General features: G+C 64.5%; 16 protein-coding genes and 2 tRNA genes. 12 read left to right on the top strand and 6 right to left on the bottom strand.

Annotation, left to right across the window (positions count from 1 at the left end; genetic code table 11):
• Window positions 1–35 precede the first annotated feature (35 nt).
• The 4 genes from HPC46_RS07695 to HPC46_RS07680 all read left to right on the top strand — a co-directional run bounded on the left by HPC46_RS07695 (window position 36) and on the right by HPC46_RS07680 (window position 3,819).
• Window positions 36–1,499: a hypothetical protein gene (locus HPC46_RS07695; RefSeq protein ID WP_179468443.1), complete on the top strand. Its 1,464-nt coding sequence runs from the start codon at window positions 36–38 to the stop codon at window positions 1,497–1,499.
• Window positions 1,499–1,846: a hypothetical protein gene (locus HPC46_RS07690; protein ID WP_179468441.1), complete on the top strand. Its 348-nt coding sequence runs from the start codon at window positions 1,499–1,501 to the stop codon at window positions 1,844–1,846. The genes HPC46_RS07695 and HPC46_RS07690 overlap by 1 nt, the downstream gene beginning before the upstream one ends.
• Window positions 1,847–1,956: 110 nt before the next feature.
• Window positions 1,957–3,267, top strand: a complete 1,311-nt coding sequence (locus HPC46_RS07685) for a hypothetical protein (protein ID WP_179468439.1) — start codon at window positions 1,957–1,959, stop codon at window positions 3,265–3,267.
• A 39-nt stretch (window positions 3,268–3,306) separates the two neighbouring features.
• Window positions 3,307–3,819 (top strand): MBOE_33420 family protein, encoded by a 513-nt coding sequence (locus HPC46_RS07680; protein WP_179468437.1) that lies wholly within the window; start codon window positions 3,307–3,309, stop codon window positions 3,817–3,819.
• On the opposite strand, the gene HPC46_RS07675 is transcribed toward HPC46_RS07680, so the two are convergent.
• Window positions 3,808–4,458 (bottom strand): hypothetical protein, encoded by a 651-nt coding sequence (locus HPC46_RS07675; RefSeq protein ID WP_179468435.1) that lies wholly within the window; start codon window positions 4,456–4,458, stop codon window positions 3,808–3,810. The genes HPC46_RS07680 and HPC46_RS07675 overlap by 12 nt on opposite strands.
• Before the next feature lie 85 nt (window positions 4,459–4,543).
• On the opposite strand from HPC46_RS07675, the gene HPC46_RS07670 reads away from it, so the two are divergent.
• From HPC46_RS07670 to HPC46_RS07660, 3 genes are read left to right on the top strand one after another with little or no spacing between them, the layout of a single operon-like run.
• Window positions 4,544–5,248 carry a hypothetical protein gene (locus HPC46_RS07670; protein ID WP_179468433.1) on the top strand — a complete coding sequence of 235 codons (705 nt, stop codon included), beginning with the start codon at window positions 4,544–4,546 and terminating at the stop codon, window positions 5,246–5,248.
• A 19-nt stretch (window positions 5,249–5,267) separates the two neighbouring features.
• Window positions 5,268–5,873, top strand: a complete 606-nt coding sequence (locus HPC46_RS07665) for a hypothetical protein (RefSeq protein WP_179468431.1) — start codon at window positions 5,268–5,270, stop codon at window positions 5,871–5,873.
• 14 nt (window positions 5,874–5,887) lie between these two features.
• Window positions 5,888–6,076 carry a hypothetical protein gene (locus HPC46_RS07660; protein WP_179468429.1) on the top strand — a complete coding sequence of 63 codons (189 nt, stop codon included), beginning with the start codon at window positions 5,888–5,890 and terminating at the stop codon, window positions 6,074–6,076.
• Between the two features lie 207 nt (window positions 6,077–6,283).
• Here HPC46_RS07660 and HPC46_RS07655 read toward each other — a convergent pair whose 3' ends face one another.
• From HPC46_RS07655 to HPC46_RS07645, 3 genes are all read right to left on the bottom strand, one after another.
• Entirely contained in the window at window positions 6,284–7,447 is a 1,164-nt protein-coding gene (locus HPC46_RS07655; RefSeq protein ID WP_179468427.1) for a TIR domain-containing protein, read from the bottom strand.
• Between the two features lie 221 nt (window positions 7,448–7,668).
• A complete protein-coding gene (locus HPC46_RS07650) occupies window positions 7,669–9,099 on the bottom strand; it encodes a hypothetical protein (protein WP_179468425.1) in 1,431 nt (476 codons plus the stop codon).
• Between the two features lie 134 nt (window positions 9,100–9,233).
• A tRNA-Gly gene (locus HPC46_RS07645) sits at window positions 9,234–9,304 on the bottom strand.
• Window positions 9,305–9,438: 134 nt separating this feature from the next.
• Here HPC46_RS07645 and HPC46_RS07640 point away from each other — a divergent pair.
• From HPC46_RS07640 to HPC46_RS07625, 4 genes are all read left to right on the top strand, one after another.
• A tRNA-Pro gene (locus HPC46_RS07640) sits at window positions 9,439–9,512 on the top strand.
• Between the two features lie 52 nt (window positions 9,513–9,564).
• Entirely contained in the window at window positions 9,565–10,986 is a 1,422-nt protein-coding gene (gene tig, locus HPC46_RS07635) for a trigger factor (protein ID WP_179468423.1), read from the top strand.
• A 105-nt stretch (window positions 10,987–11,091) separates the two neighbouring features.
• On the top strand, window positions 11,092–11,679 hold the full coding sequence (locus tag HPC46_RS07630; RefSeq protein ID WP_171819943.1) for an ATP-dependent Clp protease proteolytic subunit: 588 nt from the start codon (window positions 11,092–11,094) through the stop codon (window positions 11,677–11,679).
• Window positions 11,672–12,319: an ATP-dependent Clp protease proteolytic subunit gene (locus HPC46_RS07625; protein WP_005145178.1), complete on the top strand. Its 648-nt coding sequence runs from the start codon at window positions 11,672–11,674 to the stop codon at window positions 12,317–12,319. Before HPC46_RS07630 ends, HPC46_RS07625 begins: the two co-directional genes overlap by 8 nt.
• Here HPC46_RS07625 and mmuM read toward each other — a convergent pair.
• Complete coding sequence (gene mmuM, locus HPC46_RS07620; RefSeq protein WP_218893857.1) at window positions 12,270–13,154, bottom strand: homocysteine S-methyltransferase; 885 nt, start codon at window positions 13,152–13,154, stop codon at window positions 12,270–12,272. The genes HPC46_RS07625 and mmuM overlap by 50 nt on opposite strands.
• Before the next feature lie 288 nt (window positions 13,155–13,442).
• On the opposite strand from mmuM, the gene clpX reads away from it, so the two are divergent.
• On the top strand, window positions 13,443–14,723 hold the full coding sequence (gene clpX / locus HPC46_RS07615; protein ID WP_005145173.1) for an ATP-dependent Clp protease ATP-binding subunit ClpX: 1,281 nt from the start codon (window positions 13,443–13,445) through the stop codon (window positions 14,721–14,723).
• Here clpX and HPC46_RS07610 read toward each other — a convergent pair.
• Entirely contained in the window at window positions 14,720–16,393 is a 1,674-nt protein-coding gene (locus HPC46_RS07610) for a TIR domain-containing protein (RefSeq protein ID WP_179468419.1), read from the bottom strand. The two genes, clpX and HPC46_RS07610, sit on opposite strands and share 4 nt — an antisense overlap.
• Window positions 16,394–16,396: the final 3 nt, after the last annotated feature.

The following is a 16,396-nucleotide window of genomic DNA, read 5'->3' as shown; positions in this document are numbered from 1 at the left end:
ATTAACCTGCTCGACGCACAGTCCCGGGAGGACGATTGACCACCGACGCCACCGTACGTACCGCCGTGGTCTTCGTGCACGGTCTGATCGAACGACGGCCGATGGACATCTTCGACGATTTCGCGAAGACGGTGTTGGCCCCGCACGAGGGCCGTTGGGAGTACTACCCCCAACCTCTCGAGATCACCGACTCTTACGAGGCGCGCCGCTACGTCGTGCCGTCTGCGGGAGTCGACCTCTACGAGTACGACTGGTCATTTCTGATGACCGGTCCTCGCTATTCCGGTGTGATTGCGTCTCTGGCGCGGACGTTCCTGCGCCGGCCCGCCCACGTGCCGGATTCGCTGTTCGGCATCTGGCGGTTGGCCTGGCTGGTCCTGATCGTCCCGCTCGCGGTGTTGTTGGGCGTCATGATCATCGGGGGTTACTTCCTGCAGACCGGGGTGGCTGGGTGGATCGTCGGTCTGGTCACCAGCGTGGTGGTGTTGAGCATCGCGCTGGCCGTGCTCCGCACGATGCCGCGGGCGTTGATTCGCAGCTTTCTGACGACCGGCTTCGTCAACGTCGCTCGGTATTTCGATCTCCTGGCGCCGGAGTCGTATGTGGTCCGCCGGGCGATCCGCGGCGGCCTCGTCGACCTGCTGTACACGCTGCAGCAAGGCAGTTATGCGCGGATTGTCGTGGTGGGGCACGGTATTGGAGGATACATCGCCTACGATGCGCTGACGACGTCCTGGGCCGAGACCCACGAGCTGCGTGCGGTACCGCCCGAGCGGCCCGAGGGCCTGGGTGCATTGGCGGGGCTTGAAGCGGCGGCGGATCGCGTGGTTGCCGAGCCGAACTCGGCGGGCGCACTCGACGAGTTCCAGACCGCACAGTTCGAGTTGTGGCAGGATCTGCGGAGGCAGGGAAACCCCTGGCGCATAACTGATTTCGTCACGATTGGGACGCCGATGGCGATGGCTGACTTCTTCGTCGGCCGTCCGCCGATTCTCGCGGGCCTGGGCCGGGCCGACGGTCGCCGACATGATTTGTTCGACAAGCTCACCCGCAGGGGTGTGGTGGTCCGGTGCCCACCGCGATCGGAGGCGTCGCCGGTCGACGCGGTCGAGTCCGGGCCGGCGAACTACGGCTCGGCTGGTGTGCTGGGTGCGCAGTCGCCGTTCGCGGTGACTCGCTGGACCAACATCTGGTTTCCGGTGCGTCGCGGCAGCATTCGCGGTGATTGGTTCGGCGGGGTGCTGCGCCCGTTGTTCGGGCCGGGAGTCCGTGAGATCGCGGTGAGCGGCAATCTGCCCGAGCGGCTGCGGCCGGGAGTGCCGCAGACCAAGTACTTCAAGTACCCCGATCGCGCCGCCGAGGGCGATGTGGCATTCCATCTCCGTGAAGCGCTTGCATTGGAAGATCATTCGGGACTGGACGTGTCGGTGAACGCACCCGTGCCGGATCCCGCCGCAGTGGACCGGGTCGTGTACCGGTCCTGGCAGCGCAGTATGTGATGGTGCGGGCGATCGTCGTGCGAACCGGCTGCGCGATCTGCGCGGTCGCTGCAATGCTGCTTGCCGTCATCGCGTGGAACGATCTCTACTTCGCCGGCTTCCCCGACTCGCATCTGACTGCCTACGACAAGGCGGCCGATGTGCCCAAACGGGTGCTGGCGTGGGGGGAGTGGGGCTTCGTCCTGCTCTTCCTGCTCCTCGCCGTCTGGCCGATCACCCTGAGGAGCCGCGCCATCGGCCTTATCGTCTGCGTGGTCGCGCTAGCGGTGGTCGCGGCGGTCCAGTGGTTGGGCGTCCCTTGGTATTTCCTCACCCACCTCGGTCTCGACAACGGAATCGGTGGCTAGAGCGGCGATGTGACGTAGATCACTTTCCTGCTGTGAACCATCCGGGGTGTGCCTGTCGTGAACCGAGGTGAGTCCGCCAGGAAAGGTGGCTCCACCGAAGGGACGCGGCGATGACGCTTGCCACGACGAAAGTCGTCGTTGTCACGGCGATGACCGTACTAACCACGGCGGCAATGTATTTCCCGAGCGATCCACCGTCGGTCGCACCGCCTGCACAGGTCAACCGTTACGTCCTGGCGGCATTGCCCAACCACGCGGACGGGCTTGCGGCTCCGAACAGACTCGTCGCCGCCAAGCTTGAAATCCCCACAGCCATCGAGGCATTGACACCACAGGTCATCACCCCTCGCTACCCGGTGATGCCTGCCAGGCCGGCGAGACTGCCTCGCGTCACCAGGGTGGAAGCGAACCTCTCGGCGACCATGCATCACCGCAAGGCCGTCCTCGCGACCGGCCATCGGCAAGCCGCCACACAACTGGCCCTTCCGACGCCGGACGCCGTCGTGGCGCAGATTCGCGCGGCCGTCGCCGTCTACATCAGCAACGGCACCGCGGCGCATCCCGACGCAGGCCTGTTGATCGGCAACGGCTTCGACGGCGGACCCGGCCAGAACGGTGGCCGCGGGGGAATGCTGATCGGCAACGGCGGTCGTGGTGGCGACGGGGTCGCGAACATCAACAACGGCTCCGCCGGAGACGGTGGTGATGCCGGGCTGATCGGCAACGGTGGCGCCGGCGGCAGGGGCGGCGACTTCATCGCAACAACGAATATCGCCGCATTCGGACGGCAAGGCGGCGATGGCGGTCGTGGCGGTCTGTTGATCGGCAACGGCGGCACGGGCGGCACCGGCGGCACCGGCCAGAACCTCGACACCGGCGGCGCTGTCGGTGGCGTCGGCGGGCAGGGCGGCAACTCCGGGGTATTCGGCCGCGGTGGCGACGGCGGCCAAGGCGGAACCGCGAACGCCGGGACCGGTACCGCGCGGGCGGGTGCCGGCGGTGCGGGCGGACAGGGCGGACTCGTGGGCAGCGGCGGATCCGGTGGCACCGGCGGAAGCGGTTCCAGCAAGGGCAATGCCTTCGGCGGCGACGGCGGGAACGGTGGCGAGGGTGGGCGCATCATCGGCACCGGCGGCACGGGCGGGACCGGCGGGGCCGCAGGCAGCAATGTCGTGACGAGTACGGCCACTGGCGGCAAGGGTGGCAACGGCGGCAACAGCCACGGGCTCTTCCGGCCAGGCGGGGCCGGCGGCGACGGTGGCAACGCCCAGTCGATCCCGGGCACCGGTATCGGCGGCGACGGCGGCAATGCCGGGCGGGGTGGCCCGGGTGCCCATCCGGGAACGGCAGGCCTGGGAGGGGTCGGCGTCGGCAGCACGCCGGGCAGTCACAACGGCAAGGCCGGCAGCGGAGCTGCCTAAAACCCGGTCACGCGCCAATCCTGTGCCAATGATGTAGGGATGAGAATCAGCCTCATCGGCGCAATAGCCGCCCTCGCGCTGGCGATGGCTCCGGTCGCGCGCGCGGATCGCGCCGAACCGCCGCCGCTGTACGGCTACTACAACCTGTCCATCGACTTCTCGAAGCAGACCTTCAACGGCATGCCCACGCCGATGAACCCGATCACGTTTCCGGTCCCGTTCACCACGCATTGCGATGTGAACGGCTGCGTGGCAACCATGGACAACTCCGACGACCATGCCCGCAACCCGGCCGCACCCATGTCCTACGACTACCGGTGGACCGGTGACCGCTGGGAGACCAGCGGTCAGTATCCGTACTTCTGCGATCGCAACGACCCCAACAGCGTTGTGCAGGCCTCTCGTTCGGACTTCTGGATGCCGAACCCGGACGGCAGCTTCTTCGGAGAGCGGACCCTCGTCGTCGGGGGCGCCGGCTGCCCAGGTGAAGGCCCCGGCACCCATGTGGTGCCGATCGCGCTGACCCCGATCGATCCGCCGTCAGCGCGCTGATCTGCCCTTACCTGCGCCAGGTGCCGCGGATGGGGTCGACTTCTTGATGGCACGGACCTTTGCCGCCACGGGGTTGCTCTTGCCGGCGGCGACCCGCTTCGAGCTCGCCACACCACGGCCGGTCGGCGTGACGAGGCCGCTGGCCGGCTTGGCCACCCGCGCCCGCACCGACGCGGCGCTGGCGGCGCACTGCTGGCCCGCGAAGCAGACCGGGAATTTCGGCACTCGCGGGATGCGCAGGAACCTCAGCCCCGGATTGACGGTGTCGGCGAAGCCGTTCCAGGCGTACGCGGTCGCGGCGAACGCGACCACGAGGCCGCTGAGGCCGATCGCGGCAAGGCCGGGGCCGGCCCCGAGGCCGAGACTGTTCAGGTACGCGAGGATCTCCGCTGCGAATGCGAGAAAATCCGGGGGCGCGGTGTCATTGGCGGTCTGGTTCGCCGACGCCGGTTTGCGCGCCGGGGTGAGGTCGGCGGTGGTGACGGAGAAGAGCTGCACCGCTTGCACTTCGACACGGGGGACCGAGACCGTCGGCGGCGCGGGTAGTGGCGCCGTCACCAACCCCAGCGTGAGAATGCCGGCGCAGGCGGCGGCGGTATACGGACGAGCAGCTGTCTTCGGCAACCTTGAGCGCATCATGGCGCAACGATCATGGCATCACTTGCGCGGTCGTCAATACGACTTCGGCGGTTTGGCCGCAACCGGAATCGGACATCATGGGACGGTGAAACTGCTACCCACACCCGACGTCGCACTTGCCGACTCCGATGTCGAAGACGCGCTGGGGCGGGCCGTCGCGGTGATCAATCCGCTGCTGGACGTGCTGTGGGGGACAGATCTGTTCGGGCTCAAGCGACAGACCCCGCCGAATGCCGTCTCCTGGGCGCTCAACGCCGCCGACATCCCGGGCACACTCGCGTGGGACGAGCTGACCGTCGACGAGCGGATCAGCTGGTGGGTGTGGCGGGTCGGGGCGCTGAACACCGTCGTGGTGGCGTTCCCCGGCGTGCTGGGCGTCATCGGACGGCGACTGCCGATCCAGGATCTGCTCGGGTTCGCCAGCCAGGCCAGCGTGCTGATCGCGGTCGCCCGGGAATTGGGTGTCACCGATCATCGGCTTCAGGTCCAGCTACTGGCCTCGGTGTTGTGCGGGCGGGATCTGTCGGCCGGCGTCGTCGACGGGCATCCGCCCGTGAGCATCGCATTCACACCGCGGGGGATCGCCTCGGCGCTGTGGAAGCTGGTCGGGGTATTCGACGCCATCGGCGACGAGCTCGCGAAGCGGCCGCACCCGCGGGCCCCGTTCCGGTACATCGCAATGCTGCCGGCTGTCGGTGCCGTGGCCTCGTACCTCGGCGAGTGCGGTGCGCTGTCCCGGGCGGCCACGGCCGGACGGCGGTGGGTTGACCAGCAAAAGCCGCCCACGTAGGGCGGTTATTGTCAACGCCATGTCGTCCGATGCGCTCGCCCGGTGGAGGAGCGAACGGTGTTCCGTTCTCGACAGCCTGGAAGCAATTCACGAAAAAGTGACGGAAAAGAAGCGCGGCCGACAGACCGCGACCGAACACCTCAACCTCGCCCTGTTCGTACGCCTCGCTGCCGAATTTCAAGGCTTCTGCCGCGACCTGCACGACGATGCAGCGCTTCAGATTTCGGACAGCCTGTCGCGGACGCTGACGAACCAAAATCCGAACCTCGTGCCGGTTCTGAAGTCATCGTTGGTCCGAATTCGAAAGTTGGACAGCGGTAACGCCTCCCCGGGCAATCTCGGAAACGATTTCGCGATTCTCGGCATGACGCTTTGGCCGGATATCTACGCGCGCTACCCAACACGAGGCCCGAAATGGAACTCGGTCCTAGACAGATTGAACGATGTACGCAACGCGATAGCCCACAGTGATGCCGTGAAGCTGCAGCAGATCAGGGCTACGCAGCCGCTAACCCTAGCGACGTTTCGTGAGTGGCGGCGGTCGCTCAACACTGCAGCGTCTGGCTTCGACAGAGTCGTCGCTGCATACTTGACATACCTGACTGGTGATACCGCGTGGAACTAGGAAGGCCCGACGATATGGCAACAACACGAGACAACCGCACACTCGTGCCCGGCGTCCGGATCAAGGTGAAGTTCGGCGGCCGGTGGGTTCCTGGCGTCGTGACGCATGTCAGCGGTAATCGCATTCATGTCGACCTCACGATCGACGGTGCCGACGAGCCCGTGACGAGTTTGTATCGCGATTACGAACTCACATCGGCTTGAACAGGCCCGACTCTGCGACATCGCCCAGCATGCTCGCTCACATGCACCTGTGCAGTTCGCGATGGTGTGCCCGACTCGAGCACCCAGCAGCATGCGAGCGCTGAAGAACTTTCGATAGCTCGACGCGGCGTCGGGATCGACGCGATGACAGCTCTGGGCGCGATGGGGCCCGAAGCGGACTACGGGCCGAACTGGTGCCGTCGCGGGTTAGTAGTCTTCGTCTTCGTTGTTCGCTTCGTCGATGAGCGCCTGAAGCTGGCCCAGCACAGTTTCGAGGAGATCATTGTCCATGTTTAGCGGGAGTGCGATCTGTTCGATGATGTTCTCGCCGCCCGCGTCAATCAAGCGTTGAGGCATCTCTGCGACCACCCTCGCGTACTGGTCGATGAACTGGTTCATGCCCTTCATCGGCAGATCGCTGAGACGGGCGCAGCTGTCGAGGGTGTCGACGTAATCAGACGGCGACGCTACTCCGCGCACGCGGCGCGCTAGGTGCAGGAATCTTTCGTAGTGGTCCATCACCCGATGTGCGACGTGGAGGATGGATTCTGGATCGTCCGCCACATCATTTGGTTCTCCGAGTGCAGCCCGGAACGCCGGGGTTTCGACCAGTTTGACTAACTTGAAACTGTTCTGCTGAACATCGTTCATCGAGTTCTTGACCAGCTGGACCAGATCCGGAAGGTCTGTGATCCGTTCGCCACTTTGCGGCGCGAAGCCGAGGGCATGGTCTTTCAGTTCGACCCCCAGAGCCTCCCGGCGTTGAATCAGAACCGATCCGAAGAGGGCCCACTGCCAGGAATGGGGGCGCTCATCCGCCAGCGCCGTCAACCCGGCGGCATCATGAACGATCTGCCCGAACTTCTGCTCGTCGTCTCCATCTTTGTTGCCGCCCTTCGCTTCTGAAAGGGCAAGTGCCAGTTTCTGGCGGAGGCAATCGGTTACCCCCGCAACGCCCTCGCGGAGTCCGTCGAGGTCGCCAATGCTCCCGAGCAGCCCTTCGACCTCGTCAAGCTTGGTGCCGTCAAGGCGGATCGGGAGGATGTAAGCGCCTTTGGTCGTCATCCTGCGACGCAAGGCCGCGCGCCGCTCGAGAATGCACCACTCCTTCTCGGCGTATTCGCGGGAGATAAACATGACGACGTATCGGGCTTCGTCGCGATAGAGCAGTGTGAAGACCTCAGTCAGCTCCTCGCCCCACATCTCGGCTCGGTAGTCGGCGTCATAAAACACGCGATCCTTAGGAAGGTTCAGCGCACGAACGACTTCCTCAACGTATAAACGTTGCTCGCCCGCGAACGACACGGCGATGTCGTACTTGTATTCAACCGACTTGGTCTCTGACTGAGCGCCGGCCACCTCTTCGGTCATGTCGATACTCCTATGTGCACGGGCTCCTTCCGGTCGACGGAACCAACGCGGTCTAGCGTAGGAGAACACATGTTCGAGGCAAGGTGACTCGCCGAGGAGCATCCCAGCTTGCCGGGCTCCGTCTGCAAAAATGATGGCCCATTGGGGCGCGAGTGATGGGTGGGGCTGGTGCGATGGAAGCCGAGGCCGGACTACGGGCCGAACATGGTGTCGTTGCGGGGCTAGTTGAGTAATCCCGCCGACTTGCCATATATTTCCAGCTTCCGAAGGACGTAATTCGAGACATCGGCTGGACTGGCGGACTTCCTCCACATCAGTTCGATGCGCACCGCCATCCCATTGTTGCGTTTTGCCAAGATGTCGCTGCGGTAAGTCGATTGCTCGTTACCAAAAGGCTCTTCGAGTTCGTAGGACTCAATAATGCCAGCCTTCTTGAGGGCTTCTGCGATGGTTCGGTTTACTTCGATGTCTGCCGCTGTTGCAATCTCGGTCAGGCCGTTAAATGCCTTTAACGTGTTATCGCCCGCCTTCTGTCCGCGGCGGCCAGTGGTTAGGGTGTTGTCGGCAAGTAGCCTGCCCAGCGTGCTGTTCTTCATCCGTTCCACAGCCTGCGGATCGCTGCTCGTTGACATGCCTTGCGCTTTCATCAACTCGCGCAGCTTCGGCGTTGCGAACTGGCGGGCTGCGGCTAGCGCCGTCCAAACGTCTAGATGGACGACCCGTGCGTCGAGGATCGTGCCGAGCAGCCCGAGCCTCTCGGGAAATTTCTGCAGATCGGCGACAATATTTGCACCCGTGGAGGTCATCATTCGGTCAATGTCAGCCGCTGAGAACCTGCCCCGAGTAATGGCATTCACGGCAGTATCTGAGTTCGGAGCAACTACCACGATCCAGACGTGTAGGGACTCTTTTGGTAGCAGTTTCTTTACTTCTTGTACGTTTTTGTGCAATTCAGATCGGATGCGGCCCATGAAATTCCCGATAGTGGAACTTTCCGAAGCGATCTGGCTGGCTCTTTCTTCAGTTATGCCGAGGGTATGGAGGCTCGCGCCAGCATTGAGGGCACTAATGGTTTTCTCCGCAATTCCTACGTAGTCGGTTTTCGCGGGGCCTGAAAATGTAAATGCCTGCTGGTCAATTCCTAGCAGCGATTCGGCACCAATTTTGGAGGCGATATCCAGCACAATCGTGACCAATTCATCGGTATTAATTGGCCACACTACGAGCGTCTTGGCTCCCGCTGGTGACCGAACAAACCCATTGATGGCGTGCAGAATCGCCTCGATAGCCTCGCGAGCTACCTGCCCGAGCGCTTCCCGGCCTTCTATGACGAGTATTCGATTGCCGTCGGTCTGCGGCAAGGCCGCAAGCGCGGCTGGGACGTCCGCGTTACTGGTGATCGACTCAACGACGACGCTCTCGCGAAAGATTGGCACCGTCTTGGCGAACGTTGATTTTCCCGCCCCCGAAACGCCCTTGAGGACCAACAAACCGCCTCGGCCGGCAGAGAACATTTCTGCGAACCGATCGTCGACTTCACACAGCGACGACTCGACCGGGACGATGACACTCCGAAGTGTGGACTGCTCTTCGCCTGATAGCGCCTCGAAGCGGTCCGGTACGCGGATGGTGTCGAGCGCGCTGGTCGGCATGCGTCGCAGAGTATCGAGCCACACGTGCGAACAGGACGCAGACTCGCGGTCTGGTTGGTACAAAGTGGATACAGGCTGAACCGCCCGAATAGCGGGTAGACCTGCGAAAACCGCTCTAGCAGCCGGTTCATGAGAGCGGGCGACGGGAATCGAACCCGCGTAGCTAGTTTGGAAGACTAGGGCTCTACCATTGAGCTACGCCCGCGTGTTTACGCGAGCCCAAATGTACCGGCCGACGTCAGCAAATCCGAATCGGCCCACCTGAAAGCGCATCGTCGAGGGTCGATTGCCGCTGAACAGGCTCCTGCCCGTAGGATTCGGGCGCGAGAAAGACAGCACCGGGGTGTAGCGCAGCTTGGTAGCGCATCCGCTTTGGGAGCGGAAGGCCGCAGGTTCAAATCCTGTCACCCCGACACGCCCAATAACGTCCCAGACGAGAAGACGATCGACCCGAGGAGTACCGCAGTGAAGAGCACCGTCGAGAAGTTGAGCCCGACCCGGGTTCGCATCAACGTGGAGGTGCCCTTCACGGAATTGCAGCCCGACTTCGACCGCGCCTATAAGGAGCTCGCCAAGCAGGTCCGGCTGCCCGGCTTCCGCCCCGGCAAGGCCCCGGCCAAGCTGCTCGAAGCCCGCATCGGTCGCGGCGCCGTGCTGGAGCAGGTCGTCAACGACGCGCTGCCGGGCCGCTACAGCGAGGCCCTCGTCGCCACCGAGCTGAGCCCGCTGGGCCAGCCCGAGATCGAGGTCACCAAGATCGAGGACGGCGAGGAGCTCGTCTTCACCGCCGAGGTCGACGTCCGCCCCGAAATTGAGCTACCCGACCTGAGCGCCCTGAAGATCTCGGTGGAGCCCATCGAGATCAACGACGACGAGGTCGAGGCCGAGCTCGAGTCGCTGCGTGCCCGCTTCGGCACCCTCAAGGGCGTCGAGCGTCCCGCCCAGACCGGTGACTTCGTCTCGATCGACCTGTCGGCCACCGTCGGCGGCGAAGAGCTGCCCGACGCCGCGACCGAGGGCCTGTCCCACGAGGTCGGCTCCGGTCAGCTCATCGACGGTCTCGACGACGCGATCGTCGGCTTGGCCGAGGGCGAGTCGAAGGTCTTCACCACCAAGCTGGCCGCCGGCGAGCACGCCGGTGAGGAAGCCGAAGTCACCGTCACCGTCAAGTCCATCAAGGAGCGCGAGCTTCCCGAGGCCGACGACGAATTCGCGCAATTGGCAAGCGAATTCGACACCATCTCCGAACTGCGCGAGAACCTCGTCGAACAGGTGAAGCGGGTCAAGCGCATCCACCAGGCCGAGAAGATCCGCGACAACGCCCTCGAGCTGCTGCTGGAGACCACCGAGGTGCCGCTGCCCGAGGCGATCGTGCAGGCCCAGGTCGACCAGACCGTGCACAACGCGATCCACGGCCTCGACCACGACGAGGACAAGTTCGCCGAGCAGCTCGAAGCCGAGGGCAGCTCACGCGAGAAGTTCGACACCGAGACCCGTGAGGCCGCCGAGAAGGCCGTCAAGACCCAGCTGTTGATGGACGCCATCGCCGACGACCTCGACATCCAGGTCGGTCAGAACGACCTGACCGAGCGGCTGGTCCTGATGTCGCGGCAGTACGGCATCGAGCCGGCTCAGTTGCTGCAGATCCTGCAGCAGAACAATCAGCTGCCGGCCATGTTCGCCGACGTGCGCCGCGGCCTGACCGTGGCCGCGGTGGTCGAGGCCGCCACCGTCACCGACACCGACGGCAACGTCGTCGACACCGCCGAGTTCTTCGGCCCGCCGGCCGAGGACGCCGAGGACGATGAGGCCATCGATGGCGACACGGAGGACACGGCCGATGAGGCCGAAGAGGCCGCTGAGCAGCAGGCCGACAAGGCTGAGTAACGCCGACAGCGAAAGCGCACTCGCCAGGGAGTGCGCTGCGCGCTGCGTTGGTTAGGGTCGGGTAGAACGAAGTCCGTAGAAAGCAGGTATCAAGTCGTGACTGAAATGCGTTCGGGCATGCCAGGGCTGAACCTTTCCGACTCGGTGTATGAGCGGTTGCTCGCCGAGCGCATCATCTTCCTGGGTTCCCAGGTCGATGACGACATCGCCAATCGGCTGTGCGCGCAGATCCTCCTGCTCGCGGCCGAGGACCCGACCAAAGACATCTCGCTGTACATCAACTCGCCCGGCGGCTCGATCAGCGCCGGTATGGCGATCTTCGACACCATGGTGCTCGTGCCGTGCGACGTCGCCACCTACGCCATGGGCATGGCGGCCTCGATGGGCGAGTTCCTGCTCGCCGCCGGCGCCAAAGGTAAGCGCTACGCGCTGCCGCACGCCCGCATCCTGATGCACCAGCCGCTGGGTGGCATCACCGGTGGTGCGGCCGACATCGCGATCCAGGCCGAGCAGTTCGCGCTCATCAAGAAGGAAATGTTCCGGCTCAACGCCGAGTTCACCGGCCAGACGATCGAGCGCATCGAAGCCGACTCCGACCGCGACCGCTGGTTCACCGCCCAGGAAGCCCTGGAATACGGCTTCGTCGACCACATCATCACCCGCGCCCACTTCAACGGAGGGTCCAATGCCTGATTACACAGATTCGCGGCTCGCACCGCAGGGGCGTTACATCCTTCCCTCGTTCGTCGAGCACTCCAGCTGGGGTGTGAAGGAATCCAACCCGTACAACAAGCTGTTCGAGGAACGCATCATCTTCCTCGGCGTGCAGGTGGACGACGCGTCGGCCAACGACATCATGGCCCAGTTGCTGGTGCTGGAATCGCTGGATCCCGACCGCGACATCACCATGTACATCAACTCGCCGGGTGGCTCGTTCACCTCGCTGATGGCGATCTACGACACCATGCAGTACGTGCGCGCCGACATCCAGACGGTGTGCCTCGGTCAGGCCGCCTCAGCCGCCGCGGTGCTGCTGGCCGCCGGTACGCCGGGCAAGCGCCTGGCCCTGCCGAACGCACGCATCCTCATTCATCAGCCGTCGCTGGGTGGCGTCATCCAGGGTCAGTTCTCCGATCTGGAGATCCAGGCCGCCGAGATCGAACGGATGCGGACCCTGATGGAGGAGACGTTGGCCCGGCACACGGGCAAGGATGCGGCCGTCATCCGCAAGGACACCGACCGAGACAAGATCCTCACCGCGGCGGACGCCAAAGAGTACGGGATCATCGACACGGTTCTGGAGTACCGGAAACTGTCGGCCCAGAACGCCTGATCGCGGCGATGTCTGCCGGGCTCACCCGGCAGCATCCGCCGATGATGTTCGCGCCCGCCGCGGCCCACTGGGTCGCGGCGTTCGCGTCGAAGCCACTCGTACCTATCCAGGTGCGGCGTGAGGGTTCCCACTCTTCACCGCTGTTCGGGTAGACGATCACCGGTTTGCCGCTGACGCGGCGGGCCACCTCGATGGCGCCGAGCACGTCGGCCGGTGCGCTGCAGTTGACCCCGACGGCGACGATCTCGGGGACGTCGGCGGCCACCGCGAACGCCTGCTCGAGCGGTTGGCCGGCCCGGGTGTGCCCGCCGGCGATCGTGTAGCTGAGCCACGCCGGGGTACCGAACTCACCCACCAGGCCGGCCAGCGCTTCTGCCTCGTCGACGTCGGGCACCGTTTCCAGGGCCAGGACGTCGGGCTGCGCGGACACCAGGACCTCCAGCCGGGGGCGGTGCCAGTCGGCCAGTTGGGCGACGCTCAGGCCGTAGCGGCCCTGGTATTCCTCGCCGTTGGCCAGGGCCGCGCCATAGGGCCCGACGGACGCCGCGACCCACCCGCCGGCGTCGACGTTGTCCCGCGCCGTCCTGGCCAATTCGACGCTGCGGACCAGGAGCCGCTCGGCTTCGCGCCGGGCGAATCCGCGCTCGGCGAAACCGTCGAACGACGCCTGGTAGCTAGCGGTCGTCGCGATATCGGCCCCGGCCCGATAAAACGCCTCGTGAACGGCCACGATCTCGTCCGGGGAGTCGACCAGCAACCGGGCCGACCACAGGTCGTCGGACAGGTCGTGTCCACGGGCTTCCAGCTCAGTGGCCAGCCCGCCATCAGAAATCAGGACGGTATTGTGGGTAACGGCGAACACCACGACGCAACTCTACGTTCGGCCCAGCTCAACGGCTCGATATGGTCACGGCGGCGACACGCCAAAAACACAGCTAAGCGTTCCGAGGCGACGTGAGCCGCGTCAGGGGATATGTTCACCATCACGCACGAATACCACTGACGCGATTCGGCTTTATCTGTCGCACCGTGGCAGAGCAAGCGGGTAGCGTCGGGACAGACACCGACACTGACTGACTGGCAACATCGAAGACCCGGCGAAGGAAAGTAGGACCCCACCACCATGGCGCGTATCGGAGACGGCGGTGACCTGCTGAAGTGCTCGTTCTGCGGTAAGAGTCAGAAGCAGGTGAAGAAGCTCATCGCCGGCCCCGGCGTCTACATCTGCGACGAGTGCATCGATCTGTGCAACGAGATCATCGAAGAGGAGTTGGCCGACGCCGACGACGTCAAACTCGATGAGTTGCCCAAGCCTGCCGAGATCCGGGAGTTCCTGGAGAGCTACGTCATCGGCCAGGACACCGCCAAGCGCACGCTGGCCGTTGCGGTCTACAACCACTACAAGCGAATCCAGGCGCAGGAAAAGCACCGGGATTCCCGCTCTGAGCCGGTGGAGCTCGCCAAGTCCAACATCTTGATGCTCGGCCCGACCGGCTGCGGCAAGACCTACCTGGCGCAGACGCTGGCCAAGATGCTCAATGTGCCGTTCGCCATCGCCGATGCCACCGCCCTGACCGAGGCCGGCTACGTCGGCGAAGATGTCGAGAACATTCTCCTCAAGCTGATCCAGGCCGCCGACTACGACGTGAAGCGGGCCGAGACCGGCATCATCTACATCGACGAGGTCGACAAGATCGCCCGCAAGAGCGAGAACCCGTCGATCACCCGCGACGTGTCCGGTGAGGGTGTGCAGCAGGCGCTGCTGAAGATCCTCGAGGGCACGCAGGCGTCGGTCCCGCCGCAGGGCGGCCGCAAGCATCCTCATCAGGAATTCATCCAGATCGACACCACCAACGTGCTGTTCATCGTTGCCGGTGCGTTCGCCGGACTGGAGAAGATCGTCTCCGACCGCGTCGGCAAGCGTGGCCTGGGTTTCGGTGCCGAGGTGAAGTCCAAGGCCGAGATCGACACCCAGGACCACTTCGCCGAGGTGATGCCCGAGGATCTCATCAAGTTCGGTCTGATCCCGGAGTTCATCGGCCGTCTGCCGGTGGTGGCCTCGGTGACCAACCTGGACAAGGAATCTCTGGTGCAGATCCTGTCCAAGCCGAAGAACGCTCTGGTCAAGCAGTACACCCGGCTGTTCGAGATGGACGGCGTCGAGCTGGAGTTCGCCGACGACGCACTGGATGCCATCGCCGATCAGGCCATCCACCGCGGCACCGGTGCCCGTGGCCTGCGCGCGATCATGGAAGAAGTTCTGCTGCCGGTGATGTACGACATCCCCAGCCGTGACGATGTCGCCAAGGTCGTGGTGACCAAGGAGACCGTCCAGGACAACGTCCTGCCGACGATCGTGCCGCGCAAGCCGGCTCGCCCCGAGCGTCGCGACAAGTCCGCTTAGTTCGTCGATTCGGGCGCCAGCTTCAATAGCTCGCCCTCGTTCTTCCCGGCAACGTAGACGTTTCCCGCGCCGTCGACGGCGATCCCGTCCATCCGGGTGGCATTGTCGTCGAACGGTAACTCCACTGCGGTCTGGTTGCCCGCCTGGAGTTCGAGTGCGGCGGCGGACCCGCCATCGAATCCGTTGTCGGAGACATAGACGTTGGAGTCTTTGTCCACGGCCACGCCGAACGGGGACACGAGTCCGGAGAAGGGGAGTTCGGTCTGGGTCGGTGGGTTGCCCGACAGCTTCACCACCGTGTGGCTGCCCGGATCGGTGATGTAGACGCTGCCGTCCCCGCCGACGGCGATTCCGAGCGCCCGCTGCAGGCCGCGCACCGGAAGTTCGACGGGTGCAGAAGCACCTTTGGCCAATTTGAGTACCCGAGTGCCGAGGTCGGTGACGTAGACGTTTCCTTCGGTATCGGCGGCTATGTAGCCGACGCGGGAGCCGTCAAACGGCAACTCGACGGGGCCGGAAGCGCCAGGAGCGAGTGCAAACACCTTGTTCAACACGTTGTCGGTGGCGTACACCGTGCCCTGCGGATCCACGGCCACGCCCATGAGGTGCGCCGATCCGGTGAACGGCAGCGCCACCGGGGTGCCGGCCCCTGGCGGCAGTTTCCACAGGTTCTTGCCTCCGAACTCGACGATGTAGATAGTGCCGACGGAGTCGGTGGCCAGCGAAGCCTGGGACAGCACGTGTCCGGCCGGCGGGGGCACCTTCACCACAGTCTGTCGGCGTGGCGATTGCGCCGTCGCCTGTTGCGCGCCCGCGGCTTGCTCAGTCGTGGGGTGTCGGGTCAACACGATGCTGACGACAGCGACCGCGACCACCAGCAGCACTGTGGCGGCGATGAACATCGGCGTGCGACGTGATCTTGCCTGCCGGCCAGGTGCCGGGGCGGCAATCGGTGGTGGCTCGGCCGCGACGACCGCCGGTACTTCTGGGATCACGCTCGCCGGGGGCGCTGAAGTCGCCGGCTGTTCGCCAATGGCTCCGTCGATGTCCCTGGCGATCGCACGGGTCACGTCTCGCCGGTTTCCCAACTCGCGCAGGAGATTTCGAATATCACTGCGAACTGTGTCATCGTTCTCGTCGTCGAGTGCCGTCCTCAGCTCAAACACCATGGCCGCCTGCGCCGACGGAGCAAGTTCGGCGCTGCTGCGAATCGCGGCACCCAATCGCTGGAGGTACTCGAAGGGGATGGGCGGCGGTTCGGGTAACGGGTCTGGCAACGGGCCGCGGTGCGCAGCCCGTTCGTGTAGAGCCGAGATCAACTCGATTCCAGAATTTTTCGTTGAATCCCGATAGTCGATGAACTGCATCGCGAAAATCGGATCCGTCCGGTAGCTGGCGACCTCCCCGATCTGGACGGGCAGGATCGGGATGCCGAGGCTCTTCGCATACTCGATCTCCGCCCGGCACGGCTTCGAGGTCAACGCATGGTCGGACAGGGCGAGCACAAAGACGGTGCAGTTCTGGATCTCCGACAGGATCGCGGCCCACCAGGCTTCACCGCCACCCAGGTCCTGATCCAGCCACACCTGCTGGCGAGCCTTTTCGAGGTCGTCGGCCAGACCTTGGACCGCGACGGTGTCACGGCTGGAGTAGCTGATGAAGATCTTCATCGC

It is taken from the genome of Mycolicibacterium vinylchloridicum, from assembly GCF_013404075.1.
Lineage (GTDB): Bacteria > Actinomycetota > Actinomycetes > Mycobacteriales > Mycobacteriaceae > Mycobacterium > Mycobacterium vinylchloridicum.
This window is presented reverse-complemented; position numbering and strand designations above follow the sequence as displayed.